Origin of the sequence: Autumnicola patrickiae (assembly GCF_031846525.1) — a bacterium.
Taxonomy (GTDB): domain Bacteria; phylum Bacteroidota; class Bacteroidia; order Flavobacteriales; family Flavobacteriaceae; genus Autumnicola; species Autumnicola patrickiae.
Genome location: NZ_JAVRHM010000004.1, coordinates 49,638 through 71,700, shown reverse-complemented (window position 1 = coordinate 71,700; position 22,063 = coordinate 49,638). Strand labels below are relative to the sequence as shown.

20 protein-coding genes and 1 riboswitch are annotated in these 22,063 nt (G+C 39.7%); of the genes, 19 read left to right on the top strand and 1 reads right to left on the bottom strand.

Translation table 11 applies throughout. The features are described from left to right. The first annotated feature begins 47 nt into the window (after positions 1-47). From RM549_RS05020 to RM549_RS04950, 15 genes are all read left to right on the top strand, one after another. Positions 48-464 carry an RrF2 family transcriptional regulator gene (locus tag RM549_RS05020; RefSeq protein ID WP_311682433.1) on the top strand — a complete coding sequence of 139 codons (417 nt, stop codon included), beginning with the start codon at positions 48-50 and terminating at the stop codon, positions 462-464. Between the two features lie 129 nt (positions 465-593). Beyond that, a complete protein-coding gene (locus RM549_RS05015; protein ID WP_311682430.1) occupies positions 594-851 on the top strand; it encodes a DUF2061 domain-containing protein in 258 nt (85 codons plus the stop codon). Between the two features lie 2 nt (positions 852-853). Then, positions 854-1,483: a phosphoadenosine phosphosulfate reductase domain-containing protein gene (locus RM549_RS05010; protein ID WP_311682428.1), complete on the top strand. Its 630-nt coding sequence runs from the start codon at positions 854-856 to the stop codon at positions 1,481-1,483. A gap of 11 nt (positions 1,484-1,494) precedes the next feature. Then, positions 1,495-2,394: a sulfate adenylyltransferase subunit CysD gene (cysD, locus tag RM549_RS05005; protein WP_311682425.1), complete on the top strand. Its 900-nt coding sequence runs from the start codon at positions 1,495-1,497 to the stop codon at positions 2,392-2,394. Between the two features lie 61 nt (positions 2,395-2,455). Further along, the gene (locus tag RM549_RS05000) at positions 2,456-3,700 is read left to right on the top strand and encodes a sulfate adenylyltransferase subunit 1 (protein WP_311682423.1); all 1,245 of its coding nucleotides are present in this window, start codon (positions 2,456-2,458) and stop codon (positions 3,698-3,700) included. Between the two features lie 178 nt (positions 3,701-3,878). Continuing rightward, a complete protein-coding gene (locus RM549_RS04995) occupies positions 3,879-5,972 on the top strand; it encodes a HEPN domain-containing protein (protein WP_311682420.1) in 2,094 nt (697 codons plus the stop codon). After that, complete coding sequence (cobA, locus tag RM549_RS04990; protein WP_311682419.1) at positions 5,965-6,741, top strand: uroporphyrinogen-III C-methyltransferase; 777 nt, start codon at positions 5,965-5,967, stop codon at positions 6,739-6,741. Before RM549_RS04995 ends, cobA begins: the two co-directional genes overlap by 8 nt. Positions 6,742-6,745: 4 nt before the next feature. Then, a complete protein-coding gene (locus tag RM549_RS04985) occupies positions 6,746-7,339 on the top strand; it encodes a precorrin-2 dehydrogenase/sirohydrochlorin ferrochelatase family protein (protein WP_311682417.1) in 594 nt (197 codons plus the stop codon). Next, the gene (locus RM549_RS04980; RefSeq protein WP_311682415.1) at positions 7,332-8,393 is read left to right on the top strand and encodes an NAD(P)/FAD-dependent oxidoreductase; all 1,062 of its coding nucleotides are present in this window, start codon (positions 7,332-7,334) and stop codon (positions 8,391-8,393) included. The genes RM549_RS04985 and RM549_RS04980 overlap by 8 nt, the downstream gene beginning before the upstream one ends. A gap of 196 nt (positions 8,394-8,589) precedes the next feature. Continuing rightward, positions 8,590-9,012, top strand: a complete 423-nt coding sequence (locus tag RM549_RS04975) for an OsmC family protein (protein WP_311682413.1) — start codon at positions 8,590-8,592, stop codon at positions 9,010-9,012. Positions 9,013-9,179: 167 nt separating this feature from the next. Then, a riboswitch (SAM riboswitch) is annotated at positions 9,180-9,291 on the top strand. Positions 9,292-9,340: 49 nt separating this feature from the next. After that, positions 9,341-10,360 (top strand): homocysteine S-methyltransferase family protein, encoded by a 1,020-nt coding sequence (locus tag RM549_RS04970; protein ID WP_311682410.1) that lies wholly within the window; start codon positions 9,341-9,343, stop codon positions 10,358-10,360. Positions 10,361-10,365: 5 nt separating this feature from the next. Then, a complete protein-coding gene (metH, locus tag RM549_RS04965; protein ID WP_311682393.1) occupies positions 10,366-13,044 on the top strand; it encodes a methionine synthase in 2,679 nt (892 codons plus the stop codon). Positions 13,045-13,411: 367 nt separating this feature from the next. Further along, positions 13,412-14,365 carry a methylenetetrahydrofolate reductase [NAD(P)H] gene (gene metF, locus RM549_RS04960; RefSeq protein WP_311682389.1) on the top strand — a complete coding sequence of 318 codons (954 nt, stop codon included), beginning with the start codon at positions 13,412-13,414 and terminating at the stop codon, positions 14,363-14,365. Positions 14,366-14,426: 61 nt separating this feature from the next. After that, positions 14,427-15,530, top strand: a complete 1,104-nt coding sequence (locus RM549_RS04955; RefSeq protein ID WP_311682383.1) for an acyloxyacyl hydrolase — start codon at positions 14,427-14,429, stop codon at positions 15,528-15,530. After that, complete coding sequence (locus RM549_RS04950) at positions 15,531-16,310, top strand: head GIN domain-containing protein (RefSeq protein ID WP_311682379.1); 780 nt, start codon at positions 15,531-15,533, stop codon at positions 16,308-16,310. A 428-nt stretch (positions 16,311-16,738) separates the two neighbouring features. On the opposite strand, the gene gldA is transcribed toward RM549_RS04950, so the two are convergent. After that, a complete protein-coding gene (gene gldA / locus RM549_RS04945; RefSeq protein ID WP_311682377.1) occupies positions 16,739-17,662 on the bottom strand; it encodes a gliding motility-associated ABC transporter ATP-binding subunit GldA in 924 nt (307 codons plus the stop codon). 407 nt (positions 17,663-18,069) lie between these two features. Here gldA and RM549_RS04940 point away from each other — a divergent pair, with 407 nt between their 5' ends. The 4 genes from RM549_RS04940 to RM549_RS04925 are packed head-to-tail and all read left to right on the top strand — an operon-like array spanning position 18,070 to position 21,990. Continuing rightward, positions 18,070-18,894, top strand: a complete 825-nt coding sequence (locus RM549_RS04940) for a prephenate dehydratase (protein WP_311682373.1) — start codon at positions 18,070-18,072, stop codon at positions 18,892-18,894. Then, positions 18,894-20,039, top strand: coding sequence for a pyridoxal phosphate-dependent aminotransferase (locus RM549_RS04935; RefSeq protein WP_311682368.1), 1,146 nt, complete (start codon positions 18,894-18,896; stop codon positions 20,037-20,039). The genes RM549_RS04940 and RM549_RS04935 overlap by 1 nt, the downstream gene beginning before the upstream one ends. Continuing rightward, positions 20,036-20,884, top strand: coding sequence for a prephenate dehydrogenase (locus RM549_RS04930; protein ID WP_311682366.1), 849 nt, complete (start codon positions 20,036-20,038; stop codon positions 20,882-20,884). The genes RM549_RS04935 and RM549_RS04930 overlap by 4 nt, the downstream gene beginning before the upstream one ends. A gap of 23 nt (positions 20,885-20,907) precedes the next feature. Further along, on the top strand, positions 20,908-21,990 hold the full coding sequence (locus tag RM549_RS04925; RefSeq protein ID WP_311682362.1) for a bifunctional 3-deoxy-7-phosphoheptulonate synthase/chorismate mutase type II: 1,083 nt from the start codon (positions 20,908-20,910) through the stop codon (positions 21,988-21,990). Positions 21,991-22,063 lie beyond the last annotated feature (73 nt).

Genomic DNA, 22,063 nt, shown 5'->3' with positions numbered 1-22,063 from the left:
ATAAAACAGTTTGGAAAGAGCTTTCTAAATTTGCCTATCTTTACATTATGCTTTCAAAAAAGACAAAATACGGTATAAAAGCATTGGCATTTATGGCTAAACAACCGGAAAGGAATCCGGTGCAGACCGCAGAAATTGCGCGTAGTCAGAATATTTCTCAGAAATTTTTGGAAAGTATTCTGCTTGAATTGCGAAAATCAGGCTTTCTGGGAGCTAAGAAAGGTAAAGGTGGTGGCTATTATCTTATAAAAGAGCCGGAAGAAATTAAAATGACTTCTGTTATAAGGGTTCTGGAAGGGCCAATAGCAATGGTTCCCTGCGTAAGCCTAAATTACTATGAGAAGTGTTCAGATTGTCCCAGCGAGGAAACCTGTTCTGTTCATTCCCTTATGATCCAGGTTAGGGACAGTACATTGAAAGTGCTGGGGGATAATACTTTGGCAGATTTAGCTGTAAAGGAGTAGGAGGAACCAAAATATAATGTTAAATACTGTAAATTAGATGCCTATTTAATTGGAGCAATAGAAAATGAAGTTTACATTTGCAGTATAACCTAGTAACCCGATAGGGTAATAGAGAATAAAAAGAATACTATGCTTATGTTTCTTGATCAGACCAAGACGAAAACAACTTTTAAAAAAGACAGGACTGCAGAAAAGCCACTCCGTAGTATTGCAAAAACCGTCAGCTGGAGAATCGTGGGGACAATGGATACTATAGCAATATCGTGGATATTAACCGGTGAGATAGAAACCGCCATGGCTATTGGGTCTGTAGAATTGGTAACAAAAATGATACTTTATTTTGGTCATGAAAGGATCTGGAATAAGATAAACTTTGGAAAGGAATAGTTATGAAAAAGTATAGCGAACAAGAACTAAAAGTGCTTAATCAGCAATTAAAAGGAATTACTCCGGCTGAAATTGTTCAATGGGTTATTTCAAATGCTGAAAAACCTGTGGTAACCACTAATTTTCGACCTTACGAGGCAGCTATTCTTCATGTATGTTCAAAAATAGATCCTGCTGTAAAAGTAATTTGGTGTGATACCGGATATAATACTCCGCAGACGTATAAACATGCAAGAGAAGTAATAGATACACTTCAGCTTAATGTGAAACTTTATACGCCTAAGGAAACGGCTGCCTACAGGGATGCGTTTTTTGGTGGAATTCCTGATGTTAACTCTCCTCAGCATGAAGAGTTTACAAAGCAGGTAAAACTTGAACCTTTCCAGAGGGCTATGAAACAACAACAACCAGACGTGTGGTTTACTAACCTGCGAAAAGGGCAGACTTCCTTTAGAGATAGTATAGATATTCTTAGTTACAGCAAAGACGGAATGTTAAAAGTTAGTCCGTTTTATCATTGGAGCGACGAGAAGCTGGATGCTTATCTTGAGGAGCATGGCCTTTCAAATGAATTTAAATATTTTGATCCTACAAAAGTTTTAGCGAACAGAGAGTGTGGTTTGCACGCTTAAAAAAATTATACATGAATTCGATATTAAATCAAAATACCTTAGAAAGCGAAGCCATCTACATTTTTAGAGAGGTGGTGGCACAGTTCGAAAATCCGGTATTGCTCTTTTCCGGCGGGAAAGACTCCATTACTTTGGTTCGGCTCGCTCAAAAGGCGTTTCATCCTGCAAAAATTCCATTTCCATTAATGCATATAGATACCGGTCACAACTTTCCCGAAACTATAGAATTTAGGGATAGGCTGGTAAAGGAATTAGGGCTTCAGCTCATTGTTCGTCATGTACAGGATGATATAGATAATGGAAAATCCATAGAGGAAAAAGGTAAGTATTCAAGCCGAAATGGATTGCAAACCAATACATTATTAGATGCTATAGAAGAATTTAAATTTGATGCTTGTATTGGCGGGGCGAGAAGAGATGAAGAGAAAGCCAGGGCGAAAGAGAGAATTTTCTCGGTAAGAAATGATTTTGGTGAGTGGGATGAAAAAAATCAGCGTCCTGAAGTATTTGATATGCTAAACGGAAGGATTGAAATTGGACAGAATGTAAGGGTTTTTCCGATTTCTAACTGGACAGAGCTTGATGTATGGAATTATATCGATCATGAAAAAATTGAAATTCCGTCAATATATTTTGCGCATGAGCGTGAGATTTTTGAAAGGGATGGACTTATCTGGACTGCTTCAGAATTTGTTTATAAAGATGAAGATGAGGTTACCGAAAAGCGCAGTGTTAGATTTAGAACTGTGGGAGATATCACGTGTACAGCAGCTGTGGAATCTAAAGCTGATACAATTCAGAAAATAATTCAGGAAATCAGAGAGTCTTCTATTTCTGAACGCGGTGCAAGAATAGACGACAAACGTTCTGAAGCCGCGATGGAAACTAGGAAGCAGCAGGGTTATTTTTAATAACCATATTCCGAAGAAAGCCTTGCCTGATTAAACAACAGAATTAAACGATTTTAAAAAAATGGAAGTTTTAAAAATAGCAACAGCGGGTAGTGTAGACGATGGAAAAAGTACTCTTATTGGGAGATTACTTTACGATACACAATCCCTTACCTCAGATAAAATTGAGGCAATCGATAAGAGTAGTCGTAAAAAAGGGCTGGATTACCTGGATTTCTCTTTAGCTACAGATGGATTGGTGGCAGAGCGCGAGCAGGGGATCACTATAGATGTTGCGCATATTTATTTTTCTACAAAGAAGAAAAGTTACATTATCGCCGATACTCCCGGCCATGTTGAGTATACCCGTAATATGGTCACAGGAGCTTCAACTTCCCAAGCTTCAATAATTCTAATTGATGCAAGAAAAGGAGTGATCGAGCAGACGTATCGCCACTTTTTCATCAATAATTTACTTCGGGTAAAAGAGGTTGTGGTGGCAGTAAATAAGATGGACCTTGTAAATTATTCTGAAGAAGTTTTTAATGATATCGTTGAAGATTTCAGGAAACTTCAGGAAGAGAGTGATTTTAAAGAACAAAAATTGACTTTTATTCCGGTGAGTGCTCTTTGGGGAGAGAATATAGCTGAAAAATCTACGGCCATGCCCTGGTATGATGGTGAAACCGTTCTTGAGCACCTGGAGAATGTAAAAGCTGAAGATTTTCAGGAGACTTCGCAGGCACGTTTTGCTGTACAAACAGTAATCCGTCCTAAAACCGATGATCATCATGATTTCAGAGGCTATGCAGGAAAAATTACCGGAAACAGTCTTAAAGTGGGAGATGAGGTAACTGTACTTCCTTCTTTAACAACTTCAACTATAAAGGAAATTTTCTTTTTTGATGAGAAGTTTGAAGAAGCACCGGCAGGAAGCTCTGTGACCATAACTTTGGCAGATGATATTAACGTGGCGCGCGGAAATACCCTGGTTAAATCCTCAGAAGTTCCGGAGGAGTCAAAACAGTTGAATGCCACTATTTGCTGGATGGACGGGAAACCCCTTACACCGGGAAGTAAATATGTACTTCAGCATAACACCAATGGAATATTAGCGAAAATTGACAAAATTGAAGGTCATATTTCTACCAATTTTGGTGGGATGAGGGAAGCTTCATCGCTTCAATTAAATGAGATTGGCGAAGTTTCTATTAAATTAAGTAAGTCAATTTTTGCAGATAATTTCGAAAAAAATAAAGCAAACGGACGTTTTATTCTTGTGGATACACAAACAAATACCACTTCTGGAGTTGGCTTTATAAAGTAAGATAATGAAAACTAAAAAACCATCGTCCTCTATGTATATGTGCATGCGTTGTACAGCAAACACTTAGAAGTCTATTTTATAACATTCAATTATAAATGGTTCTTTTAAGCGTAAAAACTAAGAAGAGCCTTTTTTATTAAGCAGCTGTTTTTCAGGTGTTAAATTAAATTTCAATATTATGCAAAGTTTTAGAACCGAAATAGAGAATCCTGTTGTTGAGAACGACATTATTGATTTGGAAAAAAGAATCAGGTTGTTCCGTGAAGGGAAAGCCGATGAAGAAAAATTCAGGAGTTTGCGTCTGGCTCGTGGTGTTTATGGCCAAAGACAGGCAGGCGTGCAAATGGTTCGTATAAAACTTCCGTTTGGAAGAGTTACTTCAGAGCAATTACACAGGATTGCAGATGTTTCTGATGAGTATTCCAGAGGTAGATTGCATATAACTACCCGCCAGGATATTCAGATTCACTACGTAAGCCTTGATCGTACGCCGGAACTTTGGGCGCAATTGGAAAAAGATGATATTACTTTGCGTGAAGCCTGTGGGAATACCGTAAGAAATGTAACAGCTTCTCCAACTGCAGGGATAGATCCAAAGGAACCTTTTGATGTTTCTCCTTATGCTCATGCTACTTTTCAGTTCTTTCTACGGAATCCTATCTGCCAGGAAATGGGAAGGAAATTTAAAATGTCTTTCTCTTCTTCAGACGAGGATACTGCATTAAGTTACCTGCATGATTTAGGCTTTATCGCCAAAATGAAAGATGGAAAACGCGGATTTAAAGTGATGCTTGGTGGTGGTTTAGGTTCTCAGCCAAGACATGCAGATGTGCTTTATGAATTTATAGAAGCAGATAAGATCATTTCCCTTACAGAAGGCGTATTGCGTGTTTTTGATCGTTATGGTGAACGGGCAAAGAGAATGAAGGCAAGAATGAAATATCTTGTGAAGGATTTAGGGAAAGATGCTTTTATGGAATTGGTGGCAGAACAGACTACTGCGCTATCTAAAAAAGAACCGGCTATTCAAATTGAAAAATTCGAAGCAGCACCGCCTTTACAGGATGTAGAGGTTCCTTTAGTAGAAATTGAAGATCAGAAAAATTTTGAAGTTTGGAAAAGTACGAATGTACTTCCGCAGAAACAGGAGGGATTATTTGCTGTAGGTATTCGTGTACCGCTGGGGGATTTTTATACCGGCGGAGCAAGGATATTGGCAGATTTAGTGAAGAAATATGCCGGAAATGAAATTCGATTAACACTGAGGCAGGATATTCTAATCCGTCACGTGCGTGAGGAGTTTCTTCCGTTCTTTTATTCAGAATTAAAGCAACTGGGATATGCTGAAACCGGTTACGACAAAACAGTAGATATTACGGCCTGTCCGGGAACAGATACCTGTAATCTTGGGATCGCAAGTAGTACAGGAATTGCAGATGTGCTGGAAGATGTTTTAAAAGAAGAATATCCGCAGTTTATTAATGGACGGGATATTACCATTAAAATAAGTGGTTGTATGAATGCTTGTGGCCAGCATAATATGGCTGAAATTGGCTTTCAGGGAATGTCGATCAAAATTGGAAAAACGGTAGCACCGGCACTTCAGATTTTACTTGGTGGAGGAACTTTAGGAGATGGAAACGGACGTTTTGCAGACAAGGTGGTTAAAGTGCCAAGTAAGCGTGGACCTGCAGCTTTCCGACTTATTTTGGATGATTACGAAGCAAACTCAACTCCAGAAGAACGATTTATAGAGTATTATGATCGCCAGGGTAAAACGTATTTCTACGATTTATTAAAAGATATTGCGGATACGTCTAATTTTTCTGAAGATGAGTATGTAGATTGGGGGCATGAAAAACCTTATATTAAAGCAGTTGGAGTTGGTGAGTGTGCCGGTGTGGTAATCGATCTTATTGCAACGCTTCTATTTGAAAGTGAAGAGAAAATTGATAATGCAAAAAGTGCACTGGAAAGAGGAGATTGGGCAGATAGTATTTACCATGCCTATACGTCTATTGTAAATTCGGCTAAAGCTTTATTAATTGCTGAAGACGTAAAGACAAATACCCAGGCAGGAATCATTTCACAATTCGATGAGCTTTTTGTGGAAACAGGAAAAATAGAGCTTTCCACTTCTTTTAAAGAATTTGCTTATCAAATGAACGAAAATGAACCTTCGGAAGCTTTTGCCATCAAATATTTAGAAGATGCATCTTTATTCCTGAAGAGGGTAGATGCATATAGAACAAGGGAGGTACAACATGCATAAATCACCCAAATTAACAGTAGTAGGAGCGGGGCCGGGAGATCCGGAACTAATCACGATCAAAGCAGTTAAAGCGCTTGAGTCGGCCAATGTTGTTTTATACGATGCGCTGATTAATCGTGAGCTACTGGAATATGCTCCACATGCAGAGCATATATTTGTGGGGAAACGCAAAGATAAACATCGTTACTCCCAAGATGAAATAAACGAGCTGATTGTAAAATATGCATTGGAGCGTGGTCATGTAGTGAGGCTTAAAGGAGGGGATCCTTTTGTCTTTGGAAGAGGTTCTGAAGAGATTAATTATGCGAAAAGCAAAGGCCTGGAGACTGGAATGGTTTCCGGAATTACTTCAGCGATATCTGTTCCGGCAGGCGTAGGTATACCGCTTACACAACGTGGAACTTCAGAAAGTTTTTGGGTGATAACCGGTACCACCACGCAAAAGAAGTTGTCTGATGATGTACGCCTGGCGGCACAATCTACGGCAACTGTTGTAATCTTAATGGGAATGAGCAAACTGGCTGAAATTGTTGAGATTTTCAGTCACTTCGGGAAAAGCGATATGCCGGTAGGAGTAATTCAAAACGGGACGACAGTAAATGAAAAGTCAGGTTTCGGAACTATTACGACTATAGAAAAAGTAGTTTCTGAAAAGGGATTAACTGCCCCGTCGATAATTGTGATTGGAGAAGTGGTAAAGGAGAGAAACAAATTACAATCAGTTTTTCAAAACCTCGAGACTATTCCCGGACATAATAGTTCAAAATAATATTATGGAAGAACGAAACGAATTATATCCTGTTTTTTTAAAGGTCAATCAACTAAATATTCTGGTTGTTGGAGGAGGAAATGTAGGTCATGAAAAACTATATTTTTTACTAAAATCCAGTCCGAATGCAAATGTTGAAGTTGTCGCGAAAAAGTTTCTGCCGGAGACAGCAGAACTAGCAAAGAAATTTGGTGTGAAAATGACCAAAGGCAGGTACAGGAGAAAGTATTTAAAAAAGCGACATGTGGTAATCGCAGCAACTAATGATGCGAAGCTTAATAAGCGGGTTCATAGAGATGCAAAGAAGCGTTATTTGCTTGCTAACATTGCAGATACACCCGATCTTTGCGATTTTTATATGGGAGGAATTGTAAATAAAGGTCATGTGAAAATTGCCATTTCCACCAATGGAAAATCACCTACTACCGCAAAGCGTCTCAGAGAATTTTTTGAAGAAGTGATTCCAGAGAATGTGAATCAGATGGTGGAAAATTTAAATGAGTACAGAAAATCCATTAAAGGTGATTTTGAAGCCAAGGTGGAACAGATGAATACAATAACCGAATCATTAAAAGTAAAAAAAAATAAAAATGATTAAGACAGATATCCTGATTATAGGAGCCGGCCCAACCGGATTGTTTACCGTTTTTGAGGCGGGACTATTAAAGCTAAAAACACACCTTATAGATGCCCTGCCACAGCCGGGCGGGCAATGTTCTGAAATATATCCTAAAAAACCTATCTATGATATTCCTGCATTTCCGGAAATCTTAGCCGGGGATTTAGTAGGAAATCTTATGGAGCAGATAAAACCTTTCGAACCTGGATTTACACTGGGTGAGCGTGCAGAAACTCTGGAGAAACTGGATGACGGGACTTTTATTGTAACTACTAACAAAGGTACAAAGCACCATGCCCCTGTAGTGGCAATAGCAGGTGGTTTAGGTTCTTTTGAGCCAAGAAAACCGCCTATTGAAAATATCGCCGATTACGAGGATAAAGGTGTTTCTTATTTTATTAAAGACCCGGAAGTTTACCGCGATAAAAAGGTTGTTATTGCAGGTGGAGGAGATTCTGCCTTAGACTGGGCAATTTATCTTGCAGATGTTGCGGCCGAAGTTTCACTGGTTCACAGGAGACGTGAATTCCGTGGAGCATTGGATAGTGTAGAGCGTGTTTCTGAACTTGCAAAACTTGGAAAAATCGAGATGATCACTAATGCTGAAGTTGTTGGACTAAGAGGGGAAGGCAAACTGGAGAAAGTAGTGATACGCCATAAAGATACCGCAAGGGGAGAGGAATTTAAAGAAGTGGATGAGTTTATTCCGCTATTCGGATTGTCACCAAAACTTGGTCCTATCGGAGACTGGGGGCTGGAAATCGAGAAGAATGCGATTAAAGTTGACAACTCTTATGATTATCAAACCAATATTCCCGGAGTTTACGCAATTGGAGATGTGAATACTTATAAAGGAAAATTAAAGCTGATTCTTTCCGGTTTTCACGAAGCTGCGATCATGTGTCAGAGTGCTTACGCAAGAATTTTTCCGGATAAGAAATATATCCTGAAATATACAACCGTTGGTGGGGTTCAAGGCTTCGACGGAAGTAAAAAAGAAGCTAAAAAAGAAGTAGTACAAAGTATAGGTTAAATTATACCCTGAAGTATTTTTTTGAACCTGTGAGATATAAAAGTCTCACAGGTTTTTGCTTCTCCTGCTTTGCTGAATTCTGAAAAATTCCGCAGGATCTGAAAGAAAACAGCAGGTCGATAATTGGCATTTTTAGGGGGGCTTTAAATTGGCTTGAATGCAGAGAAATTATAACTTTGGGTGAAATTCCGGTTTTATGAAAATCAATTTAAAAAGGCTTAACAACAATTACCACTTCGAAACAAAGAACGAACGTGGTGACATTGTTCATTTAGACAATAAATCTGAAGAAAATCCACAAGGTTCAAGCCCTATGGACCTCTTATTAAGGGGTATTGCCGGTTGCAGTAGCATAGATGTGGTGATGATTCTGAAAAAACAACATTTAGAACTGGATGACCTTCAGGTGGAAGTTGAAGGATTCCGGGAAGATGGAGCAATTCCGAATGTTTTCAAGAAAATCCATCTTAATTTTATGCTGAAGGGAGACATTCCGGAAGCAAAGGCAAAAAGGGCAGTGAGTCTCTCTATGGAGAAGTATTGTTCAGTATCAAAAATGCTTGAAAAAGCTGCAGAAATAAGTTATGAAGTTAATTTAAACGAAAAGCTCATTTCTTAATAAAATAAAAATGGAAAAGAGTTAAATAGGTAAGGGAATGGAGAGATATTCAACCAGGTTTTGGCTCTTTTATTATTTTCTTCTTTACCTTTTAACTTTTTGTTCAAATCTCTTGTAAATTCAGGCCTTAGCCTTATATTTGCTACATAAGTTCATAAATGTAAACATCGTTATCAAGAAAGGTTGAGGGATTAGACCCGCTGAAGCCTTGGCAACCCTCCTGTAATGGGAGAAGGTGCTACGTTCTACCACTCCGGAAACGGCTTGGATAGATAACAAAAGAACACTTTCCTTCTTCTTTTTTGATAATATTTTGAAATAAAATAGAATGTCAAGAATAGAAGATCTCATTTCTCAAAAAATTCTGGTTTTAGATGGCGCCATGGGTACCATGCTTCAGGAATATAAATTTTCTGAAGAAGATTTCCGTGGAGACCGTTTTAAGGACTGGCCTGTTTCCTTACAGGGGAATAATGATTTACTTTCTTTAACGCAACCGGAGGCAATTGCCGAAATCCACCGCAAGTATTTCCTTGCGGGGGCCGATATTGTGGAAACCAATACCTTCTCAGGTACCACCATTGCTATGGCAGATTATCAGATGGAAGAACTGGTGTATGAGATGAACTATGAGTCTGCCCGTATTGCCAAAGAAGTTGCTACAGCACTTACTGCAGAAAATCCTGAAAAGCCACGCTTTGTGGCCGGGGCGATTGGTCCTACAAATAAAACCGCAAGTATGTCTCCGGATGTGAATGACCCCGGATACAGGGCTATTTCCTTTGAAGAGCTAAAAGTGGCTTACCGGCAACAGGCACAGGCATTAATAGATGGCGGAGTGGACATTCTGCTTGTGGAAACGGTATTTGATACTCTTAACGCAAAGGCAGCCTTGTTTGCCATAGATGAACTTAAGGAGGAATTAAACGTAGATGTTCCGGTAATGATTAGCGGAACTATTACAGATGCCTCGGGGAGAACCCTTTCCGGACAAACTGCTGAAGCTTTTCTTATTTCGGTTTCCCATATTCCACTTTTAAGTATCGGCTTTAACTGTGCTCTTGGCGCCAAACAGCTTACTCCGCATCTTGAAGTTCTAAACAGGTATGCAAGTTCCGGAGTGTCGGCTTATCCCAATGCCGGATTACCTAATGCATTTGGCGAATACGATCAGGATGCTGAAGAAATGGCAAATCAGATAAATGAATACCTGGAAAAGCGGCTGGTGAACATCATTGGCGGTTGCTGTGGTACTACTCCAAAACATATTAGAGCTATTGCTGAAATTGTTAAAAATTACCAGCCGAGGGAAATTCCAACCAAGATTCAATATACAGAAAGCATATAATCTCCATGTCAGAAATTAGACCTTTAAAACTCTCTGGCCTTGAGCCTTTAGTGATTACTCCCGACAGCAATTTTGTGAATGTTGGAGAGCGTACTAATGTTGCAGGTTCAAAGAAGTTCCTGCGGCTTATTAAAGAAGAAAAGTTTGATGAAGCCCTGGAAGTTGCAAGAGATCAGGTAGACGGCGGTGCACAGATCATAGATATCAACATGGATGATGGTCTTATTGATGGAAAAGAAGCCATGGTGAAATTCCTGAACCTGGTAGTTGCAGAGCCCGATATTGCCCGTGTTCCTATCATGATAGACAGTTCAAAATGGGAAATTATAGAGGCGGGACTTCAGGTGGTGCAGGGAAAATGTGTAGTGAATTCCATTAGCTTAAAAGAAGGCGAGGAGGAGTTCGTAACCCACGCCAGAAAGATAAAACGTTACGGTGCTGCGGTAATCGTCATGGCTTTTGATGAAGTAGGACAGGCCGATAATTATGAACGCCGGGTGGAGATTGCCAAAAGATCCTATGATATTCTGGTTAATAAAGTAAAGTTTCCTCCGGAAGATATCATCTTCGATTTAAATATTTTTCCTGTTGGAACGGGAATGGACGAGCACAAGCGTAACGCAATAGATTTTATTGAGGGAACACGCTGGGTTAGAGAAAACCTTCCGCACTGCAGTGTTAGTGGTGGGGTAAGTAATGTTTCTTTCTCCTTCCGGGGAAATGATCCTGTAAGGGAGGCGATGCATTCTGTTTTCTTATATCACGCCATAAAGGCAGGAATGAACATGGGAATTGTAAACCCTGCACTTCTGGATGTTTACGACAATATTCCGAAAGATTTACTGGAGCATGTAGAAGACGTAATTCTGGACAGAAGAGAAGATGCAACCGAGCGCATGCTGGATTTTGCAGAAAATGTTGTAGGTACAAAACGTGAAAGCAAGGTAGATCTTTCCTGGAGGGAAAAGCCGTTGCAGGACAGGATTACCCATGCCCTGGTAAAAGGAATAGATGCTTATATTCTCGATGATATCGAAGAAGCCCGGCAGGAAGCAGATAAACCTATAGAAGTTATTGAAGGTCATTTGATGATTGGGATGAATGTGGTTGGAGATTTGTTCGGAAGCGGAAAAATGTTCCTGCCGCAAGTGGTAAAATCTGCCCGGGTAATGAAAAAAGCGGTTGCTTATCTGCTCCCTTATATTGAAGCTGATAAATCGCAGAAACGGCAATCGGCAGGGAAGGTGCTTATGGCAACTGTAAAGGGGGACGTACACGATATTGGTAAAAATATCGTAAGCGTTGTTTTGGGGTGTAATAACTACGAAATTATAGATTTGGGGGTGATGGTACCTTCAGAAAAGATTATTGAAACTGCTAAGGCTGAAAATGTGGATGCGATTGGGCTTAGTGGTTTAATCACACCTTCGCTGGATGAAATGGTTTTCCTTGCGAAAGAAATGCAGCGTCAGAACTTTGAAGTGCCTTTATTGATTGGTGGTGCCACTACTTCTAAGGCGCATACCGCCGTGAAAATAGATCCTCAATATAATTATGCAGTAGCGCATGTAAATGATGCTTCGCGGGCTGTAACGGTGGTAGGTGACTTGTTGAAGGAAAGTACGCGGGAAAAATATAAGAGCGATCTTAAAGAAGAGTATGATAAATTCCGGGCTAACTTCAAAAAGCGAGGTAAGGTAAAGAGCTTTCTGAACCTGCCGCAGGCCCGCCGGAATAAATATAAAATTGAATGGAAAAATACTTCCATTAAAAAACCGAATAAACCAGGGATCCAGGTTATTGACGGTTTCGACATAAGGAAACTTGTTAAATATATCGACTGGAGTCCGTTTTTTAGAAGCTGGGATTTGCACGGCCGATATCCGGATATTCTGAAAGATGAAAAAGTAGGGGAGCAGGCGAGTATTCTATTTGAAGATGCAAAACACATGCTAAACAGGATCCTTGATGAAAAACTGCTGAAAGCCAAAGCAGTATTCGGACTTTTTGAAGCAAATACAGTCAATAGCGATGATATTGAAGTCATATTTCAGGAAGATTCCGAAGAGAAAACGATGCTTTTTCGCACTTTAAGGCAACAACTTAAGAAGCATGGGGAAAAGCCAAATTTCGCCCTTGCAGATTTTATCGCGCCAAAGGAAAGCGGGGTTCAGGATTATCTGGGATTCTTTTGCGTAAGCACAGGGTTTGGAACCAGTGATTTGGCGGCACAATTTGAAAAGGATCATGATGACTACAATTCTATCATGATCAAAGCCCTTGCCGACCGTCTGGCTGAAGCTTTTGCAGAATATCTTCATAAGCAGGTTCGAACTGAAGATTGGGGTTATGCTCCAGATGAAAATCTTTCTAATGAAGAATTAATAAAAGAAACGTATAAAGGAATAAGACCGGCACCGGGATACCCGGCCTGTCCCGATCACCTGGAAAAGCTGAGTATTTGGGAGCTGTTAAAAGTTGAAGAAAGAATAGGCGTGAAATTAACCGAAAGTCTTGCCATGTGGCCGGCCGCGAGTGTAAGTGGTTATTACTTTGCAAATCCGGAAGCCCGTTATTTCGGACTCGGAAAAATAAAAGAAGACCAGGTAAAAGATTTTGCGGAAAGAAAAGGAATATCATTCGAAAAAGCAGAGAAATGGCTTAATCCGAATATTGCAGATTAGGTTTGAGAAGTTAGAGTGAAGTATTAAGAAATAAAGACCTCACAGGTTTTAAAAACCTGTGAGGTCTGGAAGAAAACTCGGTAGACCTGCAAGGTTTTTAGAACCTTAGAGGTCTGGAAAGAATCATCGGTCTTAGAGTCGCGGAAAAGTGTAGACAAGCATCAAGCTACATTTAATTTAGCTGCTCAAGATTTGGTTACGAATTCTTGAATAAAAGAATAAGAAATTAGATTGAAATAAATGCGTTAGGGATTGCAGCGGCATCCTTTTTTAACGGCACGTAGCGAAGCGAAGTTCGGTGAAAAAGATATAGCGAAAAGCCCGGCCTGTAAGGCAACGCCCATATATAAAGAAATTTTAGGTTTACATGAAAGTTACAGAACACATTAAAAATGCAAAGGGTAAAACATTGTTTTCTTTTGAAATCGTGCCGCCCAAAAAGGGAAAAAATATTCAGGAGCTGTATGATAATATAGATCCTTTAATGGAATTTCAACCGCCTTTTATAGATGTGACAACTTCCCGGGAAGAATATGTATATGTGGAAAGGGATGGGCTCCTGGATAGGCAAATTACCCGTATGCGCCCTGGAACGGTGGGTATTTGTGCCGCGATCAAACATAAATACAACGTAGATACTGTCCCTCATGTGCTTTGCGGTGGCTTTACCAAGCAGGAAACTGAGTATCTGCTGGTGGATTGTCATTATTTGGGTATTGAAAATGTAATGGCGCTGCGTGGAGATGCGATGAGCCATCAAAAATACTTTGAACCTTCAGAAGGTGGTAATAATTACGCCTGTGAGTTGGTGGAGCAAATTCAGGGTTTAAATCAGGGAAAATATTTGCACGATGTTATCGAGGCAGATCATAAATCTGATTTTTGTATTGGAGTCGCGGGCTATCCTGAAAAACATTTGGAAGCCCCTTCGTTAAAATCAGATCTCCGGCGGTTGAAAGAAAAAGTAGATAAAGGGGCAGATTATATCGTGACTCAGATGTTTTTTGATAACAGTAAATACTTCAAATTTGTAGAAGACGCCAAAAAAGCAGGTATTAATGTACCAATAATTCCGGGAATAAAACCAATTGCTACAATGCGACACCTGCAATTATTGCCCCAGGTATTCAGAATAGATCTTCCGGAAGAATTAATTTCAGAAGTTGAAAAGTGCAAAAATAACGCAGAAGTACGGCAGGTAGGAGTGGAATGGTGTATTAAACAATCTAAAGAGTTAATGGATGGGGGAGCGCCGGTTTTGCATTATTATTCTATGGGAAAAAGTTCTAACATTCAGAAAATTGCAGAAGCGGTTTTCTAGCTAAAAATAAGAGAGGTGCCAAAAATGGCAATTATCGCAAATGTATTAGATTTGCGGTGCCATGAATAAATTTGTCCTCTACCTGCTTTTATTTTGCTGCGGAATATCACATGCACAGGAAAAAACTCCGAAGTTTTATTCGGAAGATGCCAATTATTTCTATGGAACGATTTTGGAGCATAGTCCTGATATCTCCCATCTTATTACGGGTCATCCTACAGGGGTCATCCTAAGTTTTCAGCGTAAAACCTATGGATTTGAAAACTGGGAGCGGCGCTACAATTATCCTGATGTTGGATATTCTTTTACTTACCAGGATTTAAAGAATCAGCATCTTGGAGAGAATGTAGGGTTGTATGCGCATTTAAGCTTCTATTTTTTACAGCGGAATTTAATGTTTAGGGTAGGGCAGGGACTGGCTTATGCGTCCAATCCCTATCATCCGGACGATAATTACCGGAACAACGCTTACGGTTCCCAAATTTTGAGCTCCACTTACCTGATGGGAAATTTCCACAGGGAAAATATCTACAAAGGCTTTGGTCTGCAGGCGGGAATTTCGCTGCTTCACTATTCCAATGCCGATTTTAAATCGCCAAATAGCAGTACAAATACGTTGACTTTTAACCTTGGAGTGAATTATATGCTGGATCATGAAGATACTCCGGAATATATTCCAAAGAACCCGGAAGAAAACAGATACTCCGAGCCTGTTCATCTTAATTTTGCACTTCGCGGCGGAGTAAATACCATGGGTGTTATAGGATCTGCACGATATCCTTTTCTAACCGCTGCGGTCTTTGCAGATAAAGTGATAAACAGAAAAAGTACATTACAGGCAGGTGTAGAATTTTTCTATTCCAAAGCTTTGGAAGAATATATTTATTATCAGTCGGTCGCTTTTCCCAATGGGCATACCTCGGGCGACGAAGATGCAAATCGCGTTGGCTTGTTTGCGGGACATCAGCTAACATTCAATAAACTTTCTGTTGTTACGCAGTTGGGTTATTATATATACTATCCTTACACCGAATATGTGGACCAGCTCTATATACGAGCAGGATTGCGCGGGAAGGTTAGTGAACATTTTTGGGTTTCGGCTACTGTTAGGGCACATGGTGCAAATGCCGAAGCTGTCGAATTTTCTTTAGGTTACCGATTATAGATGAAGATGAGAAAGGTTTTCTACATATTGTTTATCGGAATTCTGTTTTCCGGATGCTCCCCAGACGAGGCTGCCACCTGCTTTAAAGGGGCGGGGGAAATTGTGCAAGACGAAGTTGAAGTAGAAACTTTTGATGAAATTATAGTTTATGAAAGGGTGAAATTATTCATTCAACAGGGACCAGAGCAGATAGTAATTGTCGAAACCGGAGAAAATTTAAAAGATGAGATTACGGTTGAAGTTGAAAATTCCAGGTTGAGTATAAAAAATGGCAATTCTTGTAACCTGTTCCGGGAGTATGAAGTCACTAAAGTTTATGTTACTGTTCCCGATCTTACGTGGCTGCAGAATAGTAGCGGCAGCACGATAGAAAGTATAGGTGTGCTGAAATTTGCCAATTTATGGCTGCGATCTTTTAATCAGGAGGATGATTCTACCATTCGTACTGTCGGGGATTTTAAACTGAATCTGGATGTGGAAAACCTTCGGATTACGAATGACCAGTATTCCAATTATTTTCTCTCCGGAAAAGTGGAAAATTTAAATATATTCTTTGCTGCCGGGGATGGGAGGCTGGAAGCCGGCGATCTGGTTGTTCAGCATAGTGAGATCTTCCATCGCGGAACAAATAAGATGATCCTGAATCCGCAGCAGTCCGTTACCGGGGAAATAAGAAGTAGTGGGGATGTAATTTGCATTATTAAACCGCCTGTTGTTGATGTAGAAGAATTCTATACAGGGAAACTTGTTTTTCCCCCAACCCCCGAAGGGGGCTTTTAAATATGAGGAGCGGAGTCGAGAGGTTCTTTTAAAGAGAGGAATTGTATGAATTCTCGACTACGCTCGAACTGACTAAAACCTGACGTGTCTCTACGATTCGAAAATTTAAATTTCTGATCCTTCTGATTTCTAAAGACCGATAATTGCCAAATTTGAAGCCTCACTTTTTTCACTATTAAAAGTTTCTTTGGTCACCTCGAGCGGAACCGGGGGGCAAGTTAGAAGTAGCATAAACAAATGAAAGACGTCAGTTCGAGTGTTTTTTGCTGTAGCGGTAGCGGAAGGAAAAAATGTATCGAGAACAGGTTGAAAGTTCCAAGTTCCCTCGGGTCCCGATTCAATTTCTTATCACCTATCTGATCAAGAAAACACTGGTAAATTCAGGGTCTCCACTTCGCTCGAACTGACAAAGTATTTAATAGCGTTTTCTACGAAGCTCCCCCTTCGGGGGTTGAGGGGCTTTTTGTAAGTTCGGCAAAAAGACTTTCAAGGTTTTTAGTTTTTCGGTTTAATTGAAGGGTTTTTAGTCCGTTATCATGTGCGAAATCAAAGACAGCAGGGCGCATATCTTTTTTAGCATCAAAACAAAGTTCGTAAGCAAAACCACCAATATTCCTTGCGCTGATTAAATGCGGAAGTTTTTTTAGGGCCACATCCTCGATACGATAATCAAATTCCACTACGATAATTTGCTCATTTTCGTCCCGAAGTTCTGCCATTTTCTTGTCGGCCACTACTTTTCCGTGATCGATGATAATCACCCTTTCACAAATAGCTTCCACTTCCTGCATGATATGGGTAGAAAGAAAAATGGTTTTATTTTTGCCAATATTCCGGATGAGATTCCTGATTTCCACAAGCTGGTTTGGATCCAGCCCGGTGGTAGGTTCATCCAGAATAAGAACTTCGGGATCATGAAGCAATGCTGAAGCCAGACCAACCCGCTGCCGGTAACCCTTGGAAAGTTGTTCAATTTTTTTATCTGCTTCAGGAGTAAGGCGGGTAAGTTCAATTACTTCTTCTATCCTTTCTTTACCTATGCCATAAACCTTTGCGTTAAAAGCAAGATATTCCCTTACATACATTTCCGTATACAAGGGATTATGTTCCGGCAGATATCCAATTCCCTTTTGGATTTGATGTATATCTTCTCCTAACAGGATTCCATTTACTTCAGCTTTCCCTTCAGAATGAGGTAAGTAGCCGGTAAGGATTTTCATTAAAGTAGATTTTCCAGCTCCGTTAGGGCCAAGAAAACCTACAATTTCACCCTTTTCAATAGAAAATGAAACGGCATCCAGGGCTTTTTGATTTCCGTAAAATTTAGAAATCCCTTCAACTGAAATGGACATAAATTTTCTTTTTTTCAAAAGTAAGGATTAATTATCATCCTTATGTGTTGAGGAAAAAAGTCTATTTATTTTTTCTTCCGTAGAAGAATAATTTTCCGTTTAAACTATTCGGAATAAAGACTTATTAAAAATGACAATTTTTAGTAATCCTTTTGTAAAAACAGAATTCCGAAATGAAATTAATAAAAAGTTAAAAAAAGAAGAAAAATTATTCTTGTTTTTGAAATTTAATGCTACTTTAGCCCTGTAACAGTGAAATAATGAACAACTTAATTACCTGGAACGCATTCTATTATTTTTATTTCTATACCAGAGATAGGATCGGGAATGCTTTGTAATTAACTGTACTAAATTATATAAGAGTCTCGATCTAAAAGTCGGGACTTTTTTTTTAGATCAAATTTTAAATGGATAAAAAAATAGCAATTCAGGGAATTCAGGGTTCCTTTCATCATTTGGTGGCACAACAGTATTACCATGAAGAGATTGAGGTGATGGAGTGTATGTCATTTCGTGAATTGGTTGCCGCACTGGTTTCCGGGGAAGCAGATGAGGCTGTGATGGCCATAGAGAATTCCATAGCAGGTTCTATTTTGCCCAATTATGCTATGATTGATGAAAATAACATAAAAGTTATTGGTGAACATTATATTCCGATAGATATGAACCTTATGGCTTTGCCGGGGCAGTCTATAGAGAAGATCAAGAAAGTATTTTCACATCCCATGGCATTGCTGCAGTGTAAGGATTTCTTCAAAAAGTACCCACATATCAAGCTAATTGAAGATGCAGATACGGCAGAGGTTGCAAAACGGATTAACGAAAAGGAATTAAAGCACGTTGGTGCGGTAGCAAGCAAAGCGGCAGCCCGGATTTTTAACCTAGAAATGCTTGCGCAAAGTATCCATACCAAAAAAAGTAATGCTACCCGATTCCTGATTTTGAGTATGAAAAAGAAGGAGCCAAACGGAGATATAATTAATAAGGCGTCCTTAAAATTTGAACTGGAAAGTAAAAGGGGTAGTCTTGTTTCCGTGTTGAATATTATTCGGGATTTTGACCTGGATATGACGAAGATCCAGAGTATGCCAATCATAGAAACACCGTGGAAATATTCATTTTTTGTGGATGTTACTTTTGAAGAATACGAAGGCTTTCAAAAGGCAATGGAAATACTTGAAGTAATGACAGAGCAACTAAAAGTTTTAGGTACATATAAAAATAGTTTGTAATGGTACAGGCAAAAAGATTAGATGAAGTAAAGGAATATTACTTCTCCGGTAAACTCAGGGAAGTGCGGGCATTGGAGGCTGCTGGGAAACCTATTATTAATTTAGGTATTGGTAGTCCAGATCTGCCACCACCGCCACAGGTAATTTCAAAATTAAATGAGGCGCTGATGAATCCCGGGGCACATCAATATCAGCCCTATAGGGGAACTGCCGATTTCCGGAATGCCATAAGGGATTTTTATAAAAACCATTATCATGTGAGCCTGGACCCGGAGACTGAAGTCATTCCGTTGATGGGAAGCAAGGAAGGAATTACACATATTTCCATGGCTTTTCTTAATAAAGGAGATCAGGTTTTGATTCCAAATCCAGGATATCCCACTTATTCTTCAGTCACGAAATTAGTAGAAGCAGAAGCTGTTTATTATGATCTTAATGCTAAAGGAAACTGGCTTCCAGATCTGGAGGAATTAGCTAAAAAAGATTTAAGCAAGGTGAAACTAATGTGGGTTAATTATCCTCATATGCCTACCGGTGCTGCGGCTAACGATGAGTTCTTTGCCGATTTAGTGGCGTTTGCCAAAAAACATCAAATATTGATCATAAATGATAATCCGTATAGCTTTATCCTTAATGACCATCCCGAAAGTATTCTCAAAACTGAAGACTCCAGGGATGTAGTACTTGAGCTGAATTCCCTGAGCAAAAGCTTTAACATGGCTGGCTGGCGTATTGGAATGCTCTGCGGAAGTGAAAAAAACATCAATACTGTCCTGAAGGTGAAAACCAATATGGATAGCGGGATGTTTTATCCTTTACAAGCCGGAGCGGCGGAAGCTTTGCGACTGGATAAAAAGTGGTTTACCACTCAGAATGAAATTTATAAGCAACGAAAGAAGAAAGTTCTGGAACTTGCTGAAGCTCTTAATTGCACTCCGGAAAAAGATCAGCAGGGAATGTTCGTCTGGGCCCGGGTGCCGGAAGGAGAAACTTCAGAAAGCTTTGTAGACGATCTTTTACACACTCATGATATTTTTACCGCTCCGGGATTTATTTTTGGCAGTCAGGGCGAAGGGTACATCAGGTTTTCCCTCTGTACCAACGAAGAAAATATTTCCGAAGCCATAAAACGAGTAAAGAAATGAAGGTTTATATCATAGGAATCGGACTTATTGGAGGTTCCTTTGCACTGGATGTAAAAGCAAATTTTCCGGATGCAAAGATTTTCGGAATAGATGCTAATGAAGCACATCTTGACAGGGCAAGGGAATTAAAGCTGATAGATGAGAAAGCTACAATGGGAGATTTTGAAGATGCCGATGTTGTATTTGTGGCCGTTCCCGTAGATGTTAGCCTGGGAGTTATTACGAAAACTCTGGATCAAATTGGCGGAAATACGCTGGTTATTGATGCAGGTTCCACAAAAGCGAAGCTTTGCCAGGCGGTTTCTGATCATGCAAACAGAAGAAATTTTCTTGCTGCCCATCCAATTTCGGGTACCGAATATTCCGGTCCCGAAGCTGCAATACCACAACTTTTCAAAGACAAAACCAATATTATTTGCGAGGTAGAAAAGACTGCTTTTAAGCTCCAGGAGCGTGCACTGGACATTTTTAATAAACTCGGAATGAGGATAAGGTACATGGATCCAGAATCACACGACCGGCACATCGCATACGTTTCCCATCTGTCACATATAAGTTCTTTTATGCTTGGCAAAACAGTATTGGAAAAGGAAAAGAACGAGCGGGATATTTTTGATCTTGCGGGTAGTGGATTTGCGTCTACCGTGCGTTTGGCAAAAAGTTCACCTGCTATGTGGACACCAATCTTTCAGCAGAACAAAGAAAACGTGCTGGAAACCTTAAATGGTTACATTAAAAATCTCACACAGTTTAAAAATCTTATCGAAAATGAGGATTTTGAAGAGGTCTTTAATGAAATGGAAAGAACAAATCATATAAAAACAATCTTAAACGGAATCAACTAATACTACTTAAATTATATTGAGAAATGGAAAACAAAAAAGAACTTAGAAACTGGCTGGATAATTTTGGACTGGATCATCCCCTAGTAATTGCCGGACCATGTAGCGCCGAAACCGAGGAGCAGGTTTTGAAAATTGCACACCAGCTAAAAGATACTGATGCAACAGTCTTGCGGGCAGGAATCTGGAAGCCAAGAACCAGACCTGGTAACTTTGAAGGTGTTGGTGCTCTTGGATTAAAATGGCTTAAAAAGGCGAAGGAAGAGACAGGAATGTTAACTACTACGGAAGTTGCAAATACTGCTCATGTTGACCTTGCCTTAGAAAATGATGTGGATATTCTCTGGATTGGTGCGCGTACTACAGTTTCTCCGTTTATTGTTCAGGAAATAGCAGATGCCTTAAAAGGAACTGATAAAACCGTTCTGGTAAAGAACCCTGTGAACCCAGATTTATCCCTGTGGTTAGGTGCTGTGGAGCGTTTTTATACTGCAGACATTAAAAATCTTGGAGTAATCCACAGAGGGTTTTCAGCTTACGAAAAAACGAAATACCGAAACAATCCGGAATGGCAGATCGCAATTGAACTTCAGAATAAATTTCCTGATCTTCCATTAATACTTGATCCTTCGCATATTGCCGGACGTCGTGATATAATTTTTGATCTTTGCCAGACGGCGCTGGATTTAAATTACGACGGAATTATGGTAGAAACTCATCACACTCCTGATGATGCATGGAGTGATGCAGCACAACAAATAACTCCAGCAACCCTTGTTCAGATTATGAAAGATTTGAAGATTAGAAAAGAAGTTTCTGAAAGTGAAGAATTTCAAAAAAAACTCAGCACTTTAAGAGCACAGATAGATGTAACCGATAATCAGTTAATCGAATTGCTCGCTAAAAGAATGAAAGTTTCTGATGAAATTGGAAAAGTGAAAAAGGCTCAGAACGTTTCGGTTCTTCAGACTAAAAGGTGGAATGAAATCCTTGGGAAGATGGTGTTGGAAGGAGAGCAACATGGACTTAGCGAGGAGTTTATTTTACGTCTGTTCAAAGCTGTTCACCAGGAATCTATTAACCACCAGGAGAAAGTAATGAAGGCGTAAAAACAGTTTTGTAGAAAGATTTTAAAACTGAAAATCTGTTTTTATAAAATAAGAAAGCCTCACTTTTGCAGTG

What these genes read in the sequence shown, in the direction of transcription:
- RM549_RS05020 (WP_311682433.1), top strand. Translation starts at nt 48, where the DNA reads ATGCTTTCAAAAAAGACAAAATACGGTATAAAAGCATTGGCATTTATG.
- RM549_RS05015 (WP_311682430.1), top strand. Translation starts at nt 594, where the DNA reads ATGCTTATGTTTCTTGATCAGACCAAGACGAAAACAACTTTTAAAAAA.
- RM549_RS05010 (WP_311682428.1), top strand. Translation starts at nt 854, where the DNA reads ATGAAAAAGTATAGCGAACAAGAACTAAAAGTGCTTAATCAGCAATTA.
- cysD (WP_311682425.1), top strand. Translation starts at nt 1,495, where the DNA reads ATGAATTCGATATTAAATCAAAATACCTTAGAAAGCGAAGCCATCTAC.
- RM549_RS05000 (WP_311682423.1), top strand. Translation starts at nt 2,456, where the DNA reads ATGGAAGTTTTAAAAATAGCAACAGCGGGTAGTGTAGACGATGGAAAA.
- RM549_RS04995 (WP_311682420.1), top strand. Translation starts at nt 3,879, where the DNA reads ATGCAAAGTTTTAGAACCGAAATAGAGAATCCTGTTGTTGAGAACGAC.
- cobA (WP_311682419.1), top strand. Translation starts at nt 5,965, where the DNA reads ATGCATAAATCACCCAAATTAACAGTAGTAGGAGCGGGGCCGGGAGAT.
- RM549_RS04985 (WP_311682417.1), top strand. Translation starts at nt 6,746, where the DNA reads ATGGAAGAACGAAACGAATTATATCCTGTTTTTTTAAAGGTCAATCAA.
- RM549_RS04980 (WP_311682415.1), top strand. Translation starts at nt 7,332, where the DNA reads ATGATTAAGACAGATATCCTGATTATAGGAGCCGGCCCAACCGGATTG.
- RM549_RS04975 (WP_311682413.1), top strand. Translation starts at nt 8,590, where the DNA reads ATGAAAATCAATTTAAAAAGGCTTAACAACAATTACCACTTCGAAACA.
- RM549_RS04970 (WP_311682410.1), top strand. Translation starts at nt 9,341, where the DNA reads ATGTCAAGAATAGAAGATCTCATTTCTCAAAAAATTCTGGTTTTAGAT.
- metH (WP_311682393.1), top strand. Translation starts at nt 10,366, where the DNA reads ATGTCAGAAATTAGACCTTTAAAACTCTCTGGCCTTGAGCCTTTAGTG.
- metF (WP_311682389.1), top strand. Translation starts at nt 13,412, where the DNA reads ATGAAAGTTACAGAACACATTAAAAATGCAAAGGGTAAAACATTGTTT.
- RM549_RS04955 (WP_311682383.1), top strand. Translation starts at nt 14,427, where the DNA reads ATGAATAAATTTGTCCTCTACCTGCTTTTATTTTGCTGCGGAATATCA.
- RM549_RS04950 (WP_311682379.1), top strand. Translation starts at nt 15,531, where the DNA reads ATGAAGATGAGAAAGGTTTTCTACATATTGTTTATCGGAATTCTGTTT.
- gldA (WP_311682377.1), bottom strand. Translation starts at nt 17,662, where the DNA reads ATGTCCATTTCAGTTGAAGGGATTTCTAAATTTTACGGAAATCAAAAA.
- RM549_RS04940 (WP_311682373.1), top strand. Translation starts at nt 18,070, where the DNA reads ATGGATAAAAAAATAGCAATTCAGGGAATTCAGGGTTCCTTTCATCAT.
- RM549_RS04935 (WP_311682368.1), top strand. Translation starts at nt 18,894, where the DNA reads ATGGTACAGGCAAAAAGATTAGATGAAGTAAAGGAATATTACTTCTCC.
- RM549_RS04930 (WP_311682366.1), top strand. Translation starts at nt 20,036, where the DNA reads ATGAAGGTTTATATCATAGGAATCGGACTTATTGGAGGTTCCTTTGCA.
- RM549_RS04925 (WP_311682362.1), top strand. Translation starts at nt 20,908, where the DNA reads ATGGAAAACAAAAAAGAACTTAGAAACTGGCTGGATAATTTTGGACTG.